Origin of the sequence: Methylosinus sp. sav-2, from assembly GCF_004366495.1 — a bacterium.
Lineage (GTDB): Bacteria > Pseudomonadota > Alphaproteobacteria > Rhizobiales > Beijerinckiaceae > Methylosinus.
In genome coordinates, this window is the sequence record NZ_SOEJ01000002.1 from 372,664 (window position 1) to 390,415 (window position 17,752).

Genomic DNA, 17,752 nt, shown 5'->3' on the forward strand with positions numbered 1-17,752 from the left:
GCAAGCGACATCCGTAAGATTTGCTTCGCTGAACGACTCGCCGTCATTTTCGACGCCCATCGTGACACTCGGGGCCGGGCGCTCATCGGCAATAGAAGCGCCTGCCGTGTCGGAGCTCGCCGCTTCCGCGCCCGTCCCGAATGACATTTCGGCGTCGCTCGACGAGAATGAAGCGACGACGCAGAGACAGGCGCTTCCGGCCTCCGCATCGCCGTCCGCGGAAACGTCGTTCGCGCCGCGAGCCGCCGCCGTGGATGCGCGCCTGGATTCGGTCGCATCGTATGATCTGGATCGTGCTCCCGTGCGGTCGGCGTCGTCTGCGCTCGAGATGCAGACGCAGACCCAGTCGCTCGCGCGAAGCTCGGACGAGAGCGCTCTGGAGGCGCCGATCGCTTGCACGAGCGCATTCGCGCCGTTCGATTTGCGTGCTCCCGCGCGTCCATCGGCTCCCGCGTCTTCGCAAACCAATACGCCAACTCCGACGGCGGACCTCGCTCCATCGCTTTCCTCGGCGCAAATCGATTCCGCTAGAGGCGAGAACGCTTACGCGCCATCCGTGTCATCGAGCCCCGCCTCGGCGCCTCGCTCGGCGCAGACATCCTCGGATGACAGCGCTCTTGCAGCCGCTGATCGATCTTCGGTCGCGCAGGGACGGCGCGCCGCGGTTGCGCTCTCGTCCGTCGATTTGCAGGGAGACGCTTTCGCAGCGGCTGCTCCGCGTTCACCAGATGTCGCGATCGAGGAGAGATCGTCCGACTCTCCAGAATCGACGCCTTCAGTCGCCTCCAATTTTGGCGCTCGGTCGTTCGCGCCCTTCGAGCTTCGCGGCGATGTGGCGCCGTCGGCTTCCGATCTCCTTCCGCAGGCTCGATCGACGAGCGTTTCTTCGCAATCCGAGCTCGCGCCCTCGACGTTCTATGCGGCTCCTGCTCCTGATATGCGCGGGAGTCCGTCCGACGATCTCGGCGGCGTCTCAGTCGCGCAAGCAGACAAAACGAGTGTCGTCGCTCCGTCGGCGCGCATCGAGATCGGTCCCTCGGCCTCAGCTGTTTCGCCATACGAAACGCCAACGACGTTGACGCCGTTCGATCCGCGTGACCCCGTGGTTGAAGCTATTCCGACTTCGACGCGCGCTTATACGCGCGCTGCTTCGCCGAGCACGGAAATCGCCGCCGACATCGGCGCACGCTCTACCTCGGACAGCGCCGAGCCGACTGTGCAGGACACATCAACGCGCGCGGCGGCGTTCAAATCGCGCGCCTATGGCGAGGTGACGACCGCGGACGCTTCCGCCCGTCGGCAGGCGACGTCTTTCGAAACCTCTGATCGTAGCCGAAGCGATGTTCCTGCGACATTGGTCGATGTCGATGATCGGCGCTCGGACTGGATGGGGACGACGAGCGCCACATCGACGCGCGCGTCCAGTTTCACCGGCGGAACGTTGGATCGAAGCGCGCAAGTCGACCGAACCGCTCGCGCCGCGACCGAGGCGCCGGTTGCGGATACGTCGAGCCCGTCGCTGTCGATGCTGCAGCAGGATGCGGCGACCGCCGACACGGCCGCGTCGCAGCGAAATGTCGCGACCGCAGCTACCACACCCGATTCGCAGATTTCGAGCGAAAGGCGCCGTTCGACGCCTGCCGCGGACGTCGCTCGGTCCGTCGCCGCCGCATCGCGCGCCGCGCCATCCCCTGCTGCGAGCGCCGCAGACCCCAGCGTTCCGCAGCAGGTTGTGCGGCGATCGTCGGATGCCGGCGCCTCGCAGTCCGCGCCGACTCCCGCCTCGAGCGCGCCTGCCGATCGTGGGCGAGCGCGAGATCTTTCTTTCATAGAGTCGATCGACGATCGCGCGCCCGCATCGGCGCTGGCGGATCACATCCAGAGCGATGATCGAGCGCCGGCCGCATCGACAGGCGCGGCGCAGATCCAATCCTCTTCGACTCCCGCCAGTGGCGATGCGCCGCGCGCGGCCATCGTTGCGTCGGGCGCCGCGCCGACCGCATCCGCGCCACAGCGCGATCGTATGAGCGCCGTTCGGTCGAGCGATCGAATCTCGGCGAATGATCGGCGCGCGAGCGCATCGACCGTGGCGGAGACCGTCGATCCCACCACTGTCACAACTTCATTCGGCGATGCGCGTAGCGTCGAAGCCGGCTCATCCAGCGGCGACGGAAGTTCGGATCGCCGCCCCGCGGCGGCGACCGCCGATCGGCCGGCGCCGTCCGTCGATATGAGATCCGCGACATTCGACGCGCGTGACAATGTGGCGACGCCGACGATAGCGTCTGCTGTGACGGGCGATGCGCCGAATGTCTCCGCAGCGCCGAGCGCGGCGACGGTCGATGACGGAGCAGGCGCCGCTGCGCCGGAGCCGATCGGAACGCTCGCCATTCTCGCGCCTGCGACACAATTGCCGACGGCTTTCGCCGAGCTGCTCGCGCCGCAAGCGCGCAGCCTGATCGCTTCTGCTTCTCTGGCGCCTTCGGCTACGGTAACGGCGGCGCCGGCCGCGAACGTCGGCGAAGCGCAGCGACAGAGCGTCGCGCCCAAAATTCTGACCATAGAGCTCGAGCCTGCGGCGCTCGGCGCGGTCACTGTGAAGATGAAGCTGGCGCATTCGGGAATAGACATGCGCATCAGCGTCGAGTCCACCGAGGCGCTGCACCGGCTCGATGCGACGCGCGAGAAGCTCGTCGAGGCGATGCAGTCGTCCGGCTGCACCATCGACTCCTGCACCATTCAGATCGGCCAGAGCGTCGCCGACGCCGCCAATGCGCATGCCGCGTCCGATAATGGCGGCGCCTTTGCGCAATCGGGCGGAGCCGGACGCGAGGAGCAGAGCGTCGGTCGACAGGGAGCGGGCTATGGGGGATCGGGCGGTGAGCGCAGGCAAGGCGCGGGCGCGGAGAATGGCGAGCGGGGGCCGAATGGCGAGCCTCGCCGCGTCGCTGATCGCCGTGGCGGCGACGTCTATCTGTGAGGCGCACGCCGAGGGCCGGCCGACATCGAGCAATATTTGCGAAAGGGAGATGATCCGCTCCTCCAATGAGAATGCGGTTCCTCTCGCAGTGCTCTATGCGGTGGCGCTCACCGAGACCGGGCAAAAGGGCGCGCTCAACGCTTTCGCGATGAATGTCGAAGGGCGCGCGGTGTTCAGCGCCGATTTCCGCGAGGCAATGATGCGATTTCTCGCGGCGAAGCGTTCCGGCGCCGTGCTCATCGATATCGGCTGCATGCAGGTCAATCATCACTATCACGGCGCGCGCTTCGCCAGCGTCGAGGCGATGTTCGATCCGCGCGCAAACGTCGATTATGCGGCGCGCTTTCTCAAGGATCTTCACAAGCGGGAAGGGACATGGACCTCCGCCGTCGCGCGCTATCACGCAGGGCCGAAGAATGCGCCGGCGCAGAAGAGCTATGTGTGCGCGGTGATCGCCAATATGATCGCCAGCGGCTTCGGCGCCTGGACCGACGCCTCGCGCGATTTCTGCCGCCCGCGGCGTGAGGCCGCGTCGCGCTGAGCGGGGCCGGCGCTCAGCGTCGCTCGCCCTCGACCGCGGCGCGATGCAGATAGGACGCGAAAGCGTCGAATATCTTGCGCATCTGCGGCGGCTTGTAAGGGAACACGTCTACGGGGTCCATGTCGTGGACCAGCAGCGTGTGATCGACCTTGAAGACGACCAGCTCGCCGCTCTCCGTCTCTGCGCAATCCACGCCGAAATAGGTGAGGCCGACGCATTCGACCAGCGCCTCGAAGGCGCCGGAATGGCGCGTCACGAAGTCGGTGTCGAAGGTCGCGAAGAAATGCTCCTCCTCGCGCCGGCGCCGCAGGTCCGCTTCCATTCGCGCATCGACATAGGAGCCGTTCCAGCCTTCGGAGACCGCGAGATGGCAGGCGTAGGGGCGCCGGTCGATAAACAGCAGGCGAATTTTTCGATAGAGACCGTCCTGTCCACGGCAATCCACGAATGGCGACACGAGATAGGCCCGGTCCGAGCGCTTCCCGAGATAGAGGCCGAGGCCGAGCGCCGTGTCGACTTTCTCGGCGCCGCGCTCATTGCGCTGCTCGATCGCGCGGATGACGATCGGAAAGCTTCCGTCGGCCTCGCTCGCCTCCGCGACGTCGCGCAGCTCGTTGTGCAGCATGCGACGCAGAATAGGCGTGCGCAGCCCGGCTTCCGTCAGATTGGCGGCGAGCTCGATCGGCTCCAGCATGGAGACGCGGCCGGGAAGGTTGACGACCGGCGTCGGCCAATAGGCGAGCAGATCCTCGAGCTCGGCGAGCAGGCGACGATTGAGGCTCGTCGCCGCGATCGCGACAAAGGCGAGATCATGATCCGGCAGGACGGTGGGCAGCTCGCGGCCGGGCATCACATAGACCATCGTCAAGGCGATGTCGGAGCCTTCCAGCAGAAATTCGAGCGGCGTGTTGGCGCCTATGTCGGCGGCGGCGACGAATGCGAGAACGCGCAATCTCGGATTGGCGCCGCAGCAGGTGCTGCGGAACACGCGCTGCTTGCTCAGCGCCATGGCCTGCCGCTTCAATCCGGTCGCGAGATTGCCCTCGAGCTGATCGATGACCGCGAGATCCATCAGCGCGCCGGCGTGGTTCGGGTCGCGCTCGCACATGCCGAGCAGGCGGCCGGCGACACGGCTCAGATCGACGCCGGCGAAAGCCAGCCGCGTCAGCTTGGCGAGGCCGATCGGCAGCGCATTCATGGGATCCGACGATTGCTCGATACGCATAAATTCACCGTCTGTCCGCTCCGATCGCTCAACGGAACTCGGCGCATCCTTCGCCATCGACGCGCCTCGCGTCCGATGCGATAGCTAACGATCCAAGATTTCCCGAAGCTTGTCGAAATTTCGAAGCTCGATTCAACTTTGCTCGATTTTGAGCTATCCATTTCTAGTTCATCGATTCGAGGAACGATCGCATGGTTGACGCTCCGACATATCGCTCCGATGGCCCGCGCCGCGCGTCGCCGCTCGGCAAGCCGAAGGTCGCGCCGCCGCATCTCTTCGCGGAGCGCCGCACGCCGCCGACGCGCCCGACGCGCGATATCGGCGAGCTCGCCTTGCGCACTGTCGGGGTCGCTCTCGCGGTCGTGTCGACGGCCTTCGCCGGCTATATGATTTCGGATGCGGAGCGGCGGCCGCAATTCGCCGGTCTCGAGCATCTCGCCATCTACAGCCGCCCCACGGTCATCGCCTCCAAGCGCATTCAGACACAGATCGCCGATCAGCGCGGCAAGGTCGACTTCACGCCCGTCGGCTCGATCGGCGAGCCGCAATCGGAGGCGGGCGTTCCCGGATTCACGCTGCTCAGCGTGCGATCGGGAGTCGCTCTGCTGCAGACTCCGAATGCGATCATCAAAGTATCGCCGGGCGATCTCGTGGAGGGGCTCGGCCGCGTCACTGCGCTGGAGCGTCGTGGCGAGAAATGGGCGCTGGTCTCCAGCGCCGGAGTCGTCATCGGCGAGTGATCAGCGCCGCGCGGCGCGCGCATTGGCGCGCGCGACGGCCTGATCGATCTGCGCGTTGAACTCCGCGAGCAGGCGCTCCGCTTGCCGCGCGCGCAATTTCTCCTGCCGATCCGGGTGGCAGGCCCAGGCGAGCCGCCGCCGTAGTGCGCCGAGCTTCGCAATCGAGCCTTCGGCGCGCAAGAGCTCGACGAGAACCTCCTCACGCTCCGGCAGCCGCGCGGCTTTCGGCTGCGGCGGCGCGGGCGGAGGCTCCTGCGGTATTGCGGGATCGGCTCCATAAGCGCGGGATATTCGCGCCGCGCGATCTTCCTGCGATAGCGGCGATGGCGCCGCCTTCTCGCGCAGCAGCGTTCCCATCGGCGGGGGACGCACAGGCCCGGCGTCTCGCTCCGTGGGGCGGGGCGTTTTTTCCAGGCTATCGAGGATCGTCGCGAAATTCGTCATGGTCCCGAGCCGCAAGTAGGGCCGGGATCATGACCGCGAAGGAGTGAAAGATTGGTTGATCGGGCGAGCGCGCAGCGCCGTTCAGCCGTGCGTCGCGTGCTGCAGCCTGTCGGCCACCTCGCGGAAGGGGTCGACGCTCGGCGGCGATTGCGGCGACTGCGTCAGCGCCTCATAGAGCTTGGGAACGAGCTGCACGGCCTGGTCCAGCTCCATGTCGGCGCCGCGCTGATAGCCACCGAGCATGCGCAGATCGCGCGTGTCCTCATAGCGCGACACGAGCGCGCGCAGCTTCTGGATGAGATGCCGTTGCTCCGGCTTCCAGGCGTGATGCGCGAGGCGCGAGATCGAGGCCTTGAGATCGATCGCCGGATAGCGCCCTTGCTCGGCGATGGCGCGGTCGAGCACGATATGGCCGTCCAGCGTGCCGCGCACGCAATCGGCGATCGGATCATTGTGATTGTCGCCGTCGACCAGCACGGAATAGACGCCGGTGATCGATCCGCGCCCTTCCTCGCCGGGGCCGGCGCGCTCGAGCAGGCGCGGAATATCGGCGAATATGCTCGGCGTGTAGCCATGCGCGACCGGCGGCTCGCCAGCGGCCAAGGCCACCTCGCGCGAGGCATGCGCGAAGCGGGTCACCGAATCGACGATCAGCAGGACGTTGCGGCCGATGTCGCGAAAATATTCAGCTATGGTGGTCGCGGTCAGCGGCGCGAGACGCCGCATCATCGGGCTCTCGTCGCCGGTGGCGACGACGACGATCGATTCGCTCGCCTGTCCGGCCAGCACCTCGTCCAGAAATTCCCGTACCTCGCGACCGCGCTCGCCGACGAGGCAGATCACCACCGTGTCGAAGCCCGGCGCCCGCGCCAGCATGGCCAGCAAGGTGGATTTGCCGACGCCGGAGCCGGCGAAAATGCCAATTCGCTGGCCGGCGCAGATCGGCGTGAAGCAATCGACGGCTTTGACGCCGGTGCGCACGGGCACGCTCACACGGCCGCGGCGCATCGCCTTTGGCGCGGAGGCGTCGACGTCGAAGGCGGTGTCGCCGTCGGAGAGCGCGCCGCGCTCGTCGATGGGGTGCGCAAAAGCGTCGAGAACGCGCCCCGCCCAATCGGGGCTGGGCGCGACCGCGATCGGCCCCGTGCGATAGGCCGGCGAGTTGAGGCCGATGCGCACGCGATTGTCGAAGGATTTGACGATCGCGCCGTCCTTGCCGACGCGCACCACCTGTCCCAGCGCGCCGTCCGGCGGCGCGCCGATGCGCACGCATTCGCCGAGCTCGACGAAATCGGAGAGGCCGCTGACGCGGCAATGCGACGGCGTCACCTCGGTCACGAGGCCGAAGACGCGAATGTGATCGGCGCGGCGCTGGTCGCGCTCGACCGCGGCGCGCAGGCGCTGTAGCGAGGTCATGAGCCCCCGAGCGTGCGAATGGCCTCACGCTGCGAGCTGTCGAGCATGTCGTTCATCGAGCTCACGCTGTCGAAAGCGCGCGATGTGGCGATCAGCTTGGCCATCTCGTGAATCGGATTGACGTTGGAGCCCTCGATAAAACCCTGCTGCACGCCATTGCGGACGAAATCGAGCACCGCTGTCGCTGGCTTGGAGGGAATGAGGCTGGCGTTGGGGCCGCGGGTCAAATCCGCGGACTCGTCGAGGGTGAAAAGGCCGACGGCGCCCACCTGGCGACCGCTCTGCGTGATCATGCCGTCGCGCGAGATCATCGGCGGGCCGCCATTGGGATCGAGCACGACGGCCGAATTGCCCGCGTCGAGAAACGGAAACCCCGAGACCGTCTGCAGATCGCCCGTTTCCGTCATGCGCATGCGGCCGTCGCGCGTGTAGGCGGTCCCGTTCGGCGTCCGTATGGCGAAATAGCCATTGCCCACTATGCCGATATCATAAGGATCGCCGGTCTTGGTGAGCTCGCCGACGGCGCGCGAGACGAAATCCTTGCCGGCCGACACATAGGCGGTCTTGCTCGTGTCCGTTTGGGAGACGACCTGCTGAAAGCTCACGCCATCGGCGCGATAGCCCGGCGTCGCTGCGTTGGCGATGTTGTTGGCGAGTGTCTCCAGCCGCTTGTCGACGGAGACTTGCGCCGAAAGCGACACGTAAAAGGCCGATTGCATGTTGTCGAGGTCCGTGCCTGCGCTGCGGCCGCATCGCGCCGCTCCGTCATGAAGCTGCCCGGTTTTGCTTGCGTGAAGCTGAAAGAAAATGTCAGCCTCGCGCAAGGGAGGGTGACTAATTCGTTAATACGAATTTCCATCGGGAGACTGGCGTCATGGGCTTTCTCGTCGGGCTGATCATCACGATGGGCTGCATGTTCGGAGGCTTCGCCGCGCTGGGCGGTCATTTGATCGTCCTATGGCAGCCATGGGAGTTCGTGATCATCATGGGCTCCTCGCTCGGCACTTTCGTCGTCGCCAATCCGACCAAGGTGATCATGGACACGGGCAAAGCGCTCGGCCAGGCGGTCATGGACAAAGGTCCGAAGCATCGCGACTTTCTCGACATACTCGGTCTGCTGCACGCTCTGATGCGCGAATTGCGCAGCAAGCCGCGCAACGAGGTCGAGGCGCATGTCGACAATCCGGCGGAATCGAAGATATTCACGGCGTTTCCGAAGGTGCTCGCCAATAAGGAAATGACCACCTTCATCTGCGATTACTGCCGTCTCTTCATCATCGGCAATGTCCGCACCTTCGAGATCGAGGCGCTGATGGACGAGGAGATCGCCGCCATTCGCTACGATCGGCTGAAGCCGTATCATGCGCTGACCTCGGTCGGCGACGGCCTGCCGGCGCTGGGTATCGTGGCGGCCGTGCTCGGCGTCATCAAGGCGATGGGCGCGCTGGATCAATCGCCGGAGCTGCTCGGCGGCCTCATCGGCGCCGCCATGGTCGGCACATTCGCCGGCATCTTCGTTTCCTACGGCATCGTCACGCCGCTCGCCTTCAAGGTGAAGGTCGCGCGCAGCAAGGAATGCCACCTTTATGTCATCGTCAAGCAGACGCTGCTCGCCTTCATGAATGGCGCGATGCCGCAGGTGGCGGTCGAGCATGGACGCAAATCCATTCCCGCCTATGAGCGTCCCTCGATCGACGAAGTCGAGAATGAGACGCTCTCCGGCGGCGCCGCCGCCGAGGCGGCGTGATCGATATGAGCATGGACAGCGTCGTCGAATTCGCCTCGCAGGGAGTGAGGGAGCGTCTGCTCTCGGGCGGTGGCCCCTCGCTCGATCGCATGCCGCTGTTGCGCGCGGTGTTCGACGCCATGGCGTCGCAGATGCAAGATTCGATGCGTGGTCTCGCCGAAGGCGCGATGCAATTCGCCGTCGAGACGATGACGATCGCGCGGGCCGGCGAGATAGCGCTCGAGACGGAGCGCGCCGCGCTCGCCGCGGCCTATGCCGCGGGCGTCGATCCAGAAGCCAAGACGATCATCGCCGCCGACCGGCGCTTCGTGTTCACGCTGCTCGAGGGATTGTTCGGCTCCGACGGTTCAGAGCCGCCTTATGACGCGGAGCGCGAGCTCACGGCGATCGAGACGCGCGTCGGCATGCTGGCCTTCTCGCGCATCACCAATTCATTGCAGGCGGCTTTCGCCGCGCTCGTCGGAGCGCGCTTCACGCTCGAGCCGGCGGAGGCTCGGGCCGAACCCGCAGGAGCCGCGCGCAAGAGCAACGGCTTCAGCGTCGTTTGCCGGTGCCGGCTGCGCGCCTTCGGAACCGAGGGCGCGCTGCTCATCGCCATTCCGCAGGCGACGCTCGATCCGATGCGTGACGCCTTGTCGCAAGAAGCGCCGACTTCGGCGCCGGCGACGGATCCGCAATGGGCGAAGCGGATGAAAGAGCGTGTGACCGAGACCGAGGTAACGCTGAGCGCAGTGATGGAGAAGGCCGATCTCACGCTCGCCGATGTCGCGCGCTTCGAGGTCGGCCAGGTCATCGAGCTGCCGGTGTCGCCGACCGGCCTCGTCGCGCTGATGTGCGAAGGCCAGTCGCTGTTCTGGTGTGAGATCGGCCAGAAAGACGGCTCCTACACGATACGCATCGACGATTTCGTCGATCAGCAGCAGGAATTCATCGACGACGTGCTGCGCGGATGAGCGCTGGCGCGATTGCGGCGTCGACAATGGAGAGATCGACATGGGTGAGTTCGATTTGGAGAGCTCCAAGAGCGAGGAGCTCGAGAGGCTGATCGGCGGCTCGCGCGCGATCGGCGAAGATCTGATGATGGAGGAGCGTGCGCGCGAGCCCGAGATCGACGCGCGCAAGTTCGAATCGATTCTGCGCATTCCGGTCGTCATGCAGGTGGTGATCGGCTCCGTGACCATGCCGGTCTCCAATCTGCTGAAGCTCGGGCGCGGCGCCATCGTGCCGCTGGACCAGAAGATCGGCGAGCCGGTCGATGTCGTCGTCAACGGGCGTCTCATCGCGCGCGGCGAGGTGGTCGTCGTCGAGGACGACAATACGCGCTTCGGGGTCTCGCTCACCGAGATCATCGAGCCCGGGAGCGGCGCGCGGCGCATGTGACGGAGGCGGGAGCCCGCGATGACGAATCTGATTGCGGCCGATGTAGGCCGCACGCTCAACGGCCCGGAAAAAGTCGCGGCGCTGCTGTTGTCGGTCGACAAGGATGTGGCGCAGCGCGTTCTCAAGCATTTCGATCGGAACGAGCTGCGGCAGATCACCAAATTCGCGGCCGGCCTCGGCGCGGTCCCGGCGAGCACGATCGAGCCGCTCATCGAAGATTTCATGTCGCAGCTCGAGAGCGGGGGCTCTGATCTGCGTGGCACGGCGGGCGAGGCGGAAAAGCTGCTGGCCGGCGTGATACCGCCCGATCAGATCGCCGAGATCATGTCGGATGTGCTCGGCAGCTCCAACAGCGCCGTGTGGGATCGTGTCGGCGCCGCGCCGGAGGCGACCTTCATCGAATATCTGGCCATGGAGCATCCGCAAACGGCTGCGTTGACGCTGTCGCGGATCGATCCGACGCGCGCCGCCAAGACGCTGTCCGTGCTGCCTCCCGATTTCCGCGACGATGTGATGCGCCGCATGCTGTCGTCCAAGCCCGTCACCGATGAGGCGCTCCGGCTGGTGGAGACGACATTGCAGGAGGATCTCCTGCAGAATTCGGCGGCGACCGCCTCGGCGGCGAAGAACGCCAAGCTCGCGGCGATCATCAACAAGATGGAGCGCGAGCATGCCGAAGGCGTGCTGCGCAGCCTCTCCGAGCGCCGCCCGCGCGACGCCGAAGCGCTGAAGGGCATGCTGTTCAACTTCGAGGACATCACCAAGCTCAATGTCCGCGCCCGCATGATTCTGTTCGACGCCATTCCCGCCGATCGCGTCATTCTGGCGCTGCGCGGCGCAGAGGTGGACGTTCGCGACTTCGTGCTCGCGGCGCTCTCCGCGCGCACGCGGCGCATGGTGGAGGCCGAGCTCTCTAGCGGCGCGTCGCCGCCGCGTCGTGACATCATGGAGGCGCGCCGCGTCATCGCCGACACGGTCCTGCGGCTCGCCGAGCAGGGCAAGATCGATTTGTCCAACGCCGCTCCGGAGGAGGCCGCCGAATGACGGCCTCTGATCGATGAGCGATACGGAAGACGACGAATCACGAACAGAAGAGGCGTCAGAGAAGAAGATTCTCGACGCGCTCGAGCAAGGCAAGACTCCCGTATCGCGCGATCTCTCGGTCGCCACGCTCTTTCTCACCTTTCTGCTCTGTTCCGTCTTCGTCGTTCAAACGGTCGGCCCGCAGCTCGCCAGCGCGCTGGGGCTGATGCTCGGCAATGTCGGCCAATTCGCGGTCGCCAATGGCGCCGACGCGTATATGCAATCGCGGGTGGTGGTGCTGGAGACCGCGCGATTTCTGACGCCGATTCTCGGGATGTTCATCGTCTCGGCGCTTGTCGCCGCTTTCATTCAGGGCTCGCCGCGCCTCGTCTTTCAGCGTATCGAGCCCGATCTCTCGCGCATCTCGCCGCGTGAGGGGCTGAAGCGCATCTTCAGCGTCACGGGCCTCGTCGAGCTCGCCAAATCGGTGGCGAAAATCATCATCATCGCAGGCGCGGTCATCTTTTCGCTCAATGTCGACCGCGGGCTCATCACCGATGCGATGCGCGTCGAGCCCGGCCAGGTGCCCGGCCTGCTGCTCAAGCTCGTCATTCGCCTCACCAGCGTCGTTTGCATTCCGGTCGTCCTGCTGGCCATGGCGGATTTCGCCTGGAGCCGCATGAAGTGGCGTCGCGACATGCGCATGAGCCGCCAGGAGCTCAAGGAGGAGCATCGGCAATCGGAAGGCGATCCGATGATGAAGGCGCGCCTGCGCTCCATCGCGCTGGATCGCTCGCGCAAGCGCATGATGGCGGCGGTTCCGCGCGCGACCTTCGTCATCGCCAATCCGACCCATTACGCGATCGCTCTGCGCTATGTGCGCGAGGAGGGCGGCGCGCCGCTCGTCGTCGCCAAGGGAACCGATCTCGTCGCGCTCAAGATCAGAGAGATCGCCGAGGCGAACGGCGTTCCCGTGCTCGAGCGTCAGGCGCTCACGCGCGCGATGTACGATCATGTCGATGTCGATAAGATGATCCCGTCGGAATTCTATCGTCCGATCGCGGAGCTCATTCATTTTCTGCACAACAGTGGCCAGGCGTCGCGTCCTGCGTCTCGCTGATTGCTGGCGAAAGTCCAGCTTGACGCAAGACCGAACGGCTAATTTTCCGTTACCAAATCTGCGCGAGGCATCATGGTCGAGCCTGTTTATCTCTTCGATCTCGTCGAAAAGCAGCGGAGCTGGCTTTCTGCGCGTCAATCGGTGGTCGCTCAGAACATCGCCAACGCGAACACGCCCGGCTACAAGGCGGTCGATGTCGCGCCTTTCTCCAAGGTTCTGGATCATAGCGCATTGGAGCTCGCGGGCACCAATGGTCTGCATATTCAGACAGCGGCTTTCGATCCACGCGCGTCCTCGCCGAAGGAAGGCGCGAATTGGGAGACGAGCCTCTCCGGCAATTCGGTCAGCCTCGAGCAGGAAATGATGAAGGCGGGCCAGATTCGTGGCGCCTTCTCGCTCAGCACCAGCATCATGAAGTCGTTCCACGGAATGTGGATGGCGACGTTGAAGGGATAATGCGAGATGGACGCTCTCGAAGCCTCCATGAAAATCTCCGGCGCGGGTCTCGAGGCGCAGTCCTCGCGCCTGCGCGTCGTCGCGGAGAATATGGCCAATGCGCGTTCCACGGGCCAGACCGCGGGCGCGAATCCTTATGTGCGCAAGACTGTCACCTTCGCCAATGAGCTGGATCGCGCGAGCGGCGCCGAGCTTGTTCATGTCGGCGCGGTCGGCGTCGATCGCACGCCGTTTCGCGTCGAGCATGATCCGGGCAATCCGGCTGCAGACAAGGACGGCAATGTGAAGTTTCCGAATGTGAATATTCTCACCGAAGTCGCCGATATGCGCGAGGCCAATCGCGCCTATGAGGCCAATCTCCAAGTCATGAAGCAGACGCGCGAGCTGCTCTCCATGACGATCGATCTGCTGAAGGGAAGCCAATGATCGGACTCGTCCCCGGAATCGTCGCCTCCGTCGCTTCCAACGCCGGCGTCTCGGCGCTGAGCGGCGCGACGAAGAGTGCAGCCGCTTCGTCTGTCGACGGAGCGTCCTTCTCGCAAGTGCTCGATCAGCTCACGACGGATGTCGTCGACAAGGTGAAGTCGAGCGAGGCGACCTCCATCGCCGGCGTGCAGGGCAAAGCCTCTGTGCAGCAGGTCGTGGATGAGATCATGTCCGCCGAGCGCGCCTTGCAGACGGCGATCGCGGTGCGCGACAAGGCGGTCGGCGCCTATCAGGAAATCAGCCGGATGACGATTTGAACAAGGATCGGTAGAACCATGCGAGCGCTCGCCATCGCGGCCACGGGCATGAACGCCCAGCAGCAGAATATCGAAGTTCTCTCCAACAATATCGCCAATATCAACACGACCGCGTTCAAGCGCTCCCGCGCGGAATTCACCGATCTGCTCTATCAGGCGGACCGGCTTCAAGGCGTGTCCAACCGCGGCCGTGACGCGACGATTCCGGAAGGCTCGCAGACCGGCCTCGGCGTGCGCCTCGCGGCGATCCGCAGCCTGCAGACGCAAGGCTCGCTGTCGCAGACGGGCAATCAGCTCGATCTCGCGCTGCAAGGCCGCGGCTGGTTCCAGATCGTCGGCGCCGACAGCGAGACTGTGTATACCCGCGCCGGCTCGTTCAGCACCAACGCCAATGGACAATTGGTGACGGGCGACGGCTATCTGGTGACGCCGACCATCGTCATTCCCAATAACGCCACCGCGATCACCGTCAATCAATCGGGCATTGTCTCGGCGACCATCGGCGGGCAGACGACTCCGCAGCAGCTCGGCCAATTGACGATCGCCAATTTCGCCAATGAATCGGGCCTCGAGGCGTTGGGCGGCAATCTCTTCCGCCAGACGGTCGCCTCCGGCGCGCCGGTCGTCGGCGTGCCGGGCGATCCTGGCTTCGGCACGATCAGCCAATATTATCTCGAGAGCTCGAATGTCGATCCGGTCAAGGAGCTCGTCAATCTCATCTCCGCGCAGCGCGCCTTCGAGCTCAGCTCCAAGGTGATCCAAGCGGTGGACGAGATGGAAGGCACTGTCTCGAAGGGAATCAGATGATGCGGCCGCCGCGGCTCGTCGTTCTCGTGCTGGCCGCGGTCGCCTGCGGCCTCTCGCCGCTCGGCGCGGAGGAGCGCATGCTCCCCGTGCCGCTGGGCGTCATCTATCCCGGCGACGTCATTCGTGAATCCATGCTCGGCGAGCGCGCCTTCGGCTTCGGCGGCGGCGCCGATGGCTCGGTCGCGGAGACCAAAGGCGCGCTCATCGGCAAGGTCGCGCGGCGCACGCTGCTGCCGGACCGTCCGGTTCCGACGATCGCCGTCGATGCGCCCAAGGTCGTCACAATAAATGCGTCGGTGAAGATCGTCTTCAATGAAGGCGGCATGGTCATCATCGCTTACGGCTCGGCTCTGCAGGCCGGCTCCGTCGGCGATCTCATCCGCGTGCGCAATCAGGACAGCGGGCTCGTCGTCACCGGCCGCGTGCAGGCGGATGGCTCCATCCGCGTGAGCGAGGGCTGATGCGCAGGCTCGTCGCGATCGCTCTGCTCGTGCTGATGAGCGCGCCGGCGCTCGCTTCGGTGCGGCTCAAGGACATCACCTTTCCGCGCGGCGTGCGGGAATATCAGCTGCTCGGCTATGGCCTCGTCGTCGGCCTGCAAGGCACGGGCGACACGCTGCGCAATGCGCCTTTCACCGAGCAATCCGTTTCCTCCATGCTGGATCGCCTCGGAGTCAATGTGCGCAACAGCTCGCTGCGCACGCGCAATCTCGCCGCGGTGATGGTGACGGCGGCGCTGCCGCCCTTCGTCGGCTGGGGCTCGACGATCGACATCACCGTTTCCGCAATGGGCGACGCGACGTCATTGATGGGCGGGACGCTGCTGCTCACCTCGCTCACCGGCATAGACGGCAATGTCTATGCGATTGCGCAAGGGCCGATCGCGGTCTCGGGCTTCGCCGTCGGCGGCCAGAACGAGACGTTGACGCATGGCGTCGCGACTGTGGGGCGCGTGCCCAATGGCGCGACGATCGAGCGTGAGGCGCCGCGTCCCTCCGGCGAGGATGGCGCGCTGATGCTGGAGCTGCGCAATCCGGATTTCCAGACGGCGGTGCAAATCGTCGATGCGATCAACCGCTACTCGCAGGCGAAATATCATCAGCGCATCGCGCGCGAGCGCGACAATCGCACCATCGCGCTGACGACGACGCGCGGCGGCGCGACGCGCCTGCTTGCCGAGATCGGCGAATTGCGCGTCGAGCCGAGCACGCCTGCGCGCGTCGTCATAGACGAGCGCACCGGCACTGTGGTGATCGGCCAGGATGTGAAGATCTCGCCCGTCGCATTGACGCATGGCGGCCTCACCGTGCGCATCAACGAGACGCCGGAAGTCTCGCAGCCGGCGCCTTTCTCCAATGGCAGGACGACTGTGACCACCCAGACGCGCATCACTGCGACCGAGGAGGTCGGCGGCGTCGCCACGCTGGAAGGGCCGACATTGCGCACGCTGGTGCGCGGGCTCAATCAGATCGGGCTGAAGCCGACAGGGATCATCTCGATCCTGCAGGCGATCAAGACGGCCGGCGCCTTGCAGGCGGACCTCATCATTCAGTGATGGAGGCTCAGTGCGGGCGGCTCGCGCGCAAGGCGCTCTCCAGCGCCATTATGACTGGGATGATGGCGCTCTTCTCACGTTGCGCCGCGGAATAGAGCTCGGCGCCATCTGTGTGCTCGATCTTCTGCAGAGCCTCTAGCTGACGCTCGAGGCTCTCGAGCAGCGTCGCTGCGTCGATGCGCTCGAGCGTGAGCGAAAGCTCGATCTGATCGCCCATATTCTCCTCCGCTATGCGATCGGCCGCCACGCCTCATTTGGGCGCGGAGCCCGTCCCGCGGTAGGGGCGTCAATGCGCGCGTTGATGGCCGGCTAGGAGGGCGTCAGCGGGAGGTCGCGCTCGCGCGTGTGACCGTTGTTGCGCTTTCCCGAGGCCATGGGCCTGAAATAGCCCGGCCGCGGCGGCGAGGCCGCAGCGAGCGAATGTCATGGGAGGTCCTGGTCGGGAATAGGCGAGAACGCGACAGTCGCGACGCAACGCGTTGAATCGTCGAGAGCGAATCTATCGATGCGTCGCCGCTTCGCCATTGGGGGATTTGCGCAGCGCTGCGCCTAGATCACCTAATAGATTCAATCGATTGTGCAATAATCATACGCTAGCGACGTGGCGTCGCCGAGTGGCCGCCGCGTAGCTTTCGAAGGGCTCTGCGGCCGGATTGCGGATCGGCGAAACTTCAAAGATAATCGCCATGACGCTCGAGCGTGAGCGTTCGAAAGAACCGAGGGGCCTCGGATGCAGGCCCGACCGGCGAATCTGATTGAGGCCCGCAAAGGGAATTCGAGCGTTGTTTTCGCTCCCGCTCTCAGGCTCGCCCAAGCGAGTGAGAGAGCAAGAAAATGGCAAAGAATTCCCTGATCGCTCTGTTGCAGGAAAAGCTCGATTCGGCGCGCCGCGAATTGCGGGCGGCTTCGGTCGATTTCGAGGTTTCGGACGAGCAGCTGCTGGATCTGCGGGCGAGCGCGCGGCAGATCTTCCTCGAGCTCAAGGAGCAGGATCGCCAGGTCACGCAAAAAGGTCTGCTCGCCGCGTTGAAATTCTGGTGAGCGGCGAGGGGCGGCGGAAAATCCTACTGATGGGCTAGCAAGGCGCCCCCATTTGCATTTAAATGCAGGACACGATCATCGGCGGCCGCGATAAATCGATACGTTCAGTGACGATGCGCGCGCCGCCGGATCATGAGGAAACGACCATGAAGCTCAAAACCGCCGCTCTCACGCTCGCTTTCGGCGGCGCGCTTTTCGCCTCGACAATGGCCCGCGCCGATGACCGGCTCGACCGGGCGTCCACCCACGTCGAGGAAGCGATCACTCAGATCAAGCTGAAGGATACCGGGCTTCTCGCCTATCATGCCGATCTCGCGCTGGAGAAGGCCGAGTCGCTGCAGAAGTTCAAGCCCGACGCGCATCTCGCCGCTGCGATCGACCATCTGAAGGCCACCATCGACGAGGCCCGCCAGAACCATCTCGCTCAGGCCGCCGAGCATGTGAAGGCCGCCGATGCGGAGCTCAAGCAGGTCGCGAAGTAATTTCTCGCCCCTGGTCGGCGCGCCCCCTCTTCGGGGGCGCGCTGCTGATTTT

At 65.1% G+C, this 17,752-nt stretch carries 21 protein-coding genes; 16 read left to right on the forward strand and 5 right to left on the reverse strand.

The features are described from left to right. The first annotated feature begins 1,216 nt into the window (after positions 1–1,216). A complete protein-coding gene (locus tag EDE12_RS21810; RefSeq protein ID WP_166671838.1) occupies positions 1,217–2,980 on the forward strand; it encodes a flagellar hook-length control protein FliK in 1,764 nt (587 codons plus the stop codon). After that, the gene (locus EDE12_RS07995; protein WP_026598011.1) at positions 2,928–3,521 is read left to right on the forward strand and encodes a transglycosylase SLT domain-containing protein; all 594 of its coding nucleotides are present in this window, start codon (positions 2,928–2,930) and stop codon (positions 3,519–3,521) included. The genes EDE12_RS21810 and EDE12_RS07995 overlap by 53 nt, the downstream gene beginning before the upstream one ends. Positions 3,522–3,534: 13 nt before the next feature. Here the strand turns inward: EDE12_RS07995 and EDE12_RS08000 are convergent, their stop codons facing one another. Then, positions 3,535–4,719, reverse strand: a complete 1,185-nt coding sequence (locus EDE12_RS08000; protein WP_026598012.1) for a hypothetical protein — start codon at positions 4,717–4,719, stop codon at positions 3,535–3,537. Positions 4,720–4,937: 218 nt separating this feature from the next. On the opposite strand from EDE12_RS08000, the gene EDE12_RS08005 reads away from it, so the two are divergent. Further along, a complete protein-coding gene (locus EDE12_RS08005) occupies positions 4,938–5,486 on the forward strand; it encodes a hypothetical protein (RefSeq protein ID WP_024879109.1) in 549 nt (182 codons plus the stop codon). On the opposite strand, the gene EDE12_RS08010 is transcribed toward EDE12_RS08005, so the two are convergent. The 3 genes from EDE12_RS08010 to flgF all read right to left on the reverse strand — a co-directional run bounded on the left by EDE12_RS08010 (position 5,487) and on the right by flgF (position 8,065). Next, positions 5,487–5,930: a hypothetical protein gene (locus EDE12_RS08010; RefSeq protein ID WP_026598013.1), complete on the reverse strand. Its 444-nt coding sequence runs from the start codon at positions 5,928–5,930 to the stop codon at positions 5,487–5,489. An 81-nt stretch (positions 5,931–6,011) separates the two neighbouring features. Beyond that, positions 6,012–7,346, reverse strand: a complete 1,335-nt coding sequence (fliI, locus tag EDE12_RS08015; protein ID WP_024879111.1) for a flagellar protein export ATPase FliI — start codon at positions 7,344–7,346, stop codon at positions 6,012–6,014. Further along, positions 7,343–8,065: a flagellar basal-body rod protein FlgF gene (flgF, locus tag EDE12_RS08020; RefSeq protein WP_026598014.1), complete on the reverse strand. Its 723-nt coding sequence runs from the start codon at positions 8,063–8,065 to the stop codon at positions 7,343–7,345. The genes fliI and flgF overlap by 4 nt, the downstream gene beginning before the upstream one ends. A gap of 155 nt (positions 8,066–8,220) precedes the next feature. Here flgF and motA point away from each other — a divergent pair, with 155 nt between their 5' ends. The 11 genes from motA (at position 8,221) to flgI (ending at position 16,177) form a co-directional block, all read left to right on the forward strand. Next, on the forward strand, positions 8,221–9,093 hold the full coding sequence (gene motA, locus EDE12_RS08025; protein WP_024879113.1) for a flagellar motor stator protein MotA: 873 nt from the start codon (positions 8,221–8,223) through the stop codon (positions 9,091–9,093). Positions 9,094–9,098: 5 nt separating this feature from the next. After that, a complete protein-coding gene (locus tag EDE12_RS08030; RefSeq protein WP_026598015.1) occupies positions 9,099–10,046 on the forward strand; it encodes a FliM/FliN family flagellar motor switch protein in 948 nt (315 codons plus the stop codon). A 124-nt stretch (positions 10,047–10,170) separates the two neighbouring features. Further along, complete coding sequence (fliN, locus tag EDE12_RS08035) at positions 10,171–10,473, forward strand: flagellar motor switch protein FliN (RefSeq protein WP_036290220.1); 303 nt, start codon at positions 10,171–10,173, stop codon at positions 10,471–10,473. Positions 10,474–10,491: 18 nt separating this feature from the next. After that, complete coding sequence (locus tag EDE12_RS08040; RefSeq protein WP_026598017.1) at positions 10,492–11,517, forward strand: FliG C-terminal domain-containing protein; 1,026 nt, start codon at positions 10,492–10,494, stop codon at positions 11,515–11,517. A gap of 13 nt (positions 11,518–11,530) precedes the next feature. Continuing rightward, entirely contained in the window at positions 11,531–12,616 is a 1,086-nt protein-coding gene (locus tag EDE12_RS08045; protein WP_026598018.1) for an EscU/YscU/HrcU family type III secretion system export apparatus switch protein, read from the forward strand. Positions 12,617–12,688: 72 nt separating this feature from the next. Next, positions 12,689–13,072, forward strand: coding sequence for a flagellar basal body rod protein FlgB (gene flgB, locus EDE12_RS08050; protein WP_024879118.1), 384 nt, complete (start codon positions 12,689–12,691; stop codon positions 13,070–13,072). 6 nt (positions 13,073–13,078) lie between these two features. Beyond that, complete coding sequence (gene flgC, locus EDE12_RS08055) at positions 13,079–13,498, forward strand: flagellar basal body rod protein FlgC (protein WP_026598019.1); 420 nt, start codon at positions 13,079–13,081, stop codon at positions 13,496–13,498. Beyond that, positions 13,495–13,815 (forward strand): flagellar hook-basal body complex protein FliE, encoded by a 321-nt coding sequence (locus tag EDE12_RS08060; protein WP_026598020.1) that lies wholly within the window; start codon positions 13,495–13,497, stop codon positions 13,813–13,815. The genes flgC and EDE12_RS08060 overlap by 4 nt, the downstream gene beginning before the upstream one ends. Positions 13,816–13,833: 18 nt before the next feature. After that, the gene (flgG, locus tag EDE12_RS08065; protein ID WP_024879121.1) at positions 13,834–14,622 is read left to right on the forward strand and encodes a flagellar basal-body rod protein FlgG; all 789 of its coding nucleotides are present in this window, start codon (positions 13,834–13,836) and stop codon (positions 14,620–14,622) included. Further along, positions 14,619–15,083: a flagellar basal body P-ring formation chaperone FlgA gene (gene flgA, locus EDE12_RS08070; RefSeq protein ID WP_024879122.1), complete on the forward strand. Its 465-nt coding sequence runs from the start codon at positions 14,619–14,621 to the stop codon at positions 15,081–15,083. Before flgG ends, flgA begins: the two co-directional genes overlap by 4 nt. Beyond that, positions 15,083–16,177 carry a flagellar basal body P-ring protein FlgI gene (gene flgI / locus EDE12_RS08075; protein ID WP_036290264.1) on the forward strand — a complete coding sequence of 365 codons (1,095 nt, stop codon included), beginning with the start codon at positions 15,083–15,085 and terminating at the stop codon, positions 16,175–16,177. Before flgA ends, flgI begins: the two co-directional genes overlap by 1 nt. Positions 16,178–16,184: 7 nt before the next feature. Here flgI and EDE12_RS08080 read toward each other — a convergent pair whose 3' ends face one another. Next, entirely contained in the window at positions 16,185–16,424 is a 240-nt protein-coding gene (locus EDE12_RS08080; protein WP_024879124.1) for a hypothetical protein, read from the reverse strand. A 587-nt stretch (positions 16,425–17,011) separates the two neighbouring features. Here EDE12_RS08080 and EDE12_RS08085 point away from each other — a divergent pair. Together EDE12_RS08085 and smbP are read left to right on the forward strand one after the other, a co-directional pair. Further along, positions 17,012–17,218, forward strand: coding sequence for a hypothetical protein (locus tag EDE12_RS08085; RefSeq protein ID WP_024879125.1), 207 nt, complete (start codon positions 17,012–17,014; stop codon positions 17,216–17,218). 146 nt (positions 17,219–17,364) lie between these two features. Beyond that, on the forward strand, positions 17,365–17,700 hold the full coding sequence (smbP, locus tag EDE12_RS08090; protein WP_024879126.1) for a small metal-binding protein SmbP: 336 nt from the start codon (positions 17,365–17,367) through the stop codon (positions 17,698–17,700). The last annotated feature ends 52 nt before the right edge of the window (positions 17,701–17,752 follow it).

What these genes read in the sequence shown, in the direction of transcription:
- EDE12_RS07995 (WP_026598011.1), top strand. Translation starts at nt 2,928, where the DNA reads ATGGCGAGCCTCGCCGCGTCGCTGATCGCCGTGGCGGCGACGTCTATC.
- EDE12_RS08000 (WP_026598012.1), bottom strand. Translation starts at nt 4,719, where the DNA reads ATGAATGCGCTGCCGATCGGCCTCGCCAAGCTGACGCGGCTGGCTTTC.
- EDE12_RS08005 (WP_024879109.1), top strand. Translation starts at nt 4,938, where the DNA reads ATGGTTGACGCTCCGACATATCGCTCCGATGGCCCGCGCCGCGCGTCG.
- EDE12_RS08010 (WP_026598013.1), bottom strand. Translation starts at nt 5,930, where the DNA reads ATGACGAATTTCGCGACGATCCTCGATAGCCTGGAAAAAACGCCCCGC.
- fliI (WP_024879111.1), bottom strand. Translation starts at nt 7,346, where the DNA reads ATGACCTCGCTACAGCGCCTGCGCGCCGCGGTCGAGCGCGACCAGCGC.
- flgF (WP_026598014.1), bottom strand. Translation starts at nt 8,065, where the DNA reads ATGCAATCGGCCTTTTACGTGTCGCTTTCGGCGCAAGTCTCCGTCGAC.
- motA (WP_024879113.1), top strand. Translation starts at nt 8,221, where the DNA reads ATGGGCTTTCTCGTCGGGCTGATCATCACGATGGGCTGCATGTTCGGA.
- EDE12_RS08030 (WP_026598015.1), top strand. Translation starts at nt 9,099, where the DNA reads ATGAGCATGGACAGCGTCGTCGAATTCGCCTCGCAGGGAGTGAGGGAG.
- fliN (WP_036290220.1), top strand. Translation starts at nt 10,171, where the DNA reads ATGATGGAGGAGCGTGCGCGCGAGCCCGAGATCGACGCGCGCAAGTTC.
- EDE12_RS08040 (WP_026598017.1), top strand. Translation starts at nt 10,492, where the DNA reads ATGACGAATCTGATTGCGGCCGATGTAGGCCGCACGCTCAACGGCCCG.
- EDE12_RS08045 (WP_026598018.1), top strand. Translation starts at nt 11,531, where the DNA reads ATGAGCGATACGGAAGACGACGAATCACGAACAGAAGAGGCGTCAGAG.
- flgB (WP_024879118.1), top strand. Translation starts at nt 12,689, where the DNA reads ATGGTCGAGCCTGTTTATCTCTTCGATCTCGTCGAAAAGCAGCGGAGC.
- flgC (WP_026598019.1), top strand. Translation starts at nt 13,079, where the DNA reads ATGGACGCTCTCGAAGCCTCCATGAAAATCTCCGGCGCGGGTCTCGAG.
- EDE12_RS08060 (WP_026598020.1), top strand. Translation starts at nt 13,495, where the DNA reads ATGATCGGACTCGTCCCCGGAATCGTCGCCTCCGTCGCTTCCAACGCC.
- flgG (WP_024879121.1), top strand. Translation starts at nt 13,834, where the DNA reads ATGCGAGCGCTCGCCATCGCGGCCACGGGCATGAACGCCCAGCAGCAG.
- flgA (WP_024879122.1), top strand. Translation starts at nt 14,619, where the DNA reads ATGATGCGGCCGCCGCGGCTCGTCGTTCTCGTGCTGGCCGCGGTCGCC.
- flgI (WP_036290264.1), top strand. Translation starts at nt 15,083, where the DNA reads ATGCGCAGGCTCGTCGCGATCGCTCTGCTCGTGCTGATGAGCGCGCCG.
- EDE12_RS08085 (WP_024879125.1), top strand. Translation starts at nt 17,012, where the DNA reads ATGGCAAAGAATTCCCTGATCGCTCTGTTGCAGGAAAAGCTCGATTCG.
- smbP (WP_024879126.1), top strand. Translation starts at nt 17,365, where the DNA reads ATGAAGCTCAAAACCGCCGCTCTCACGCTCGCTTTCGGCGGCGCGCTT.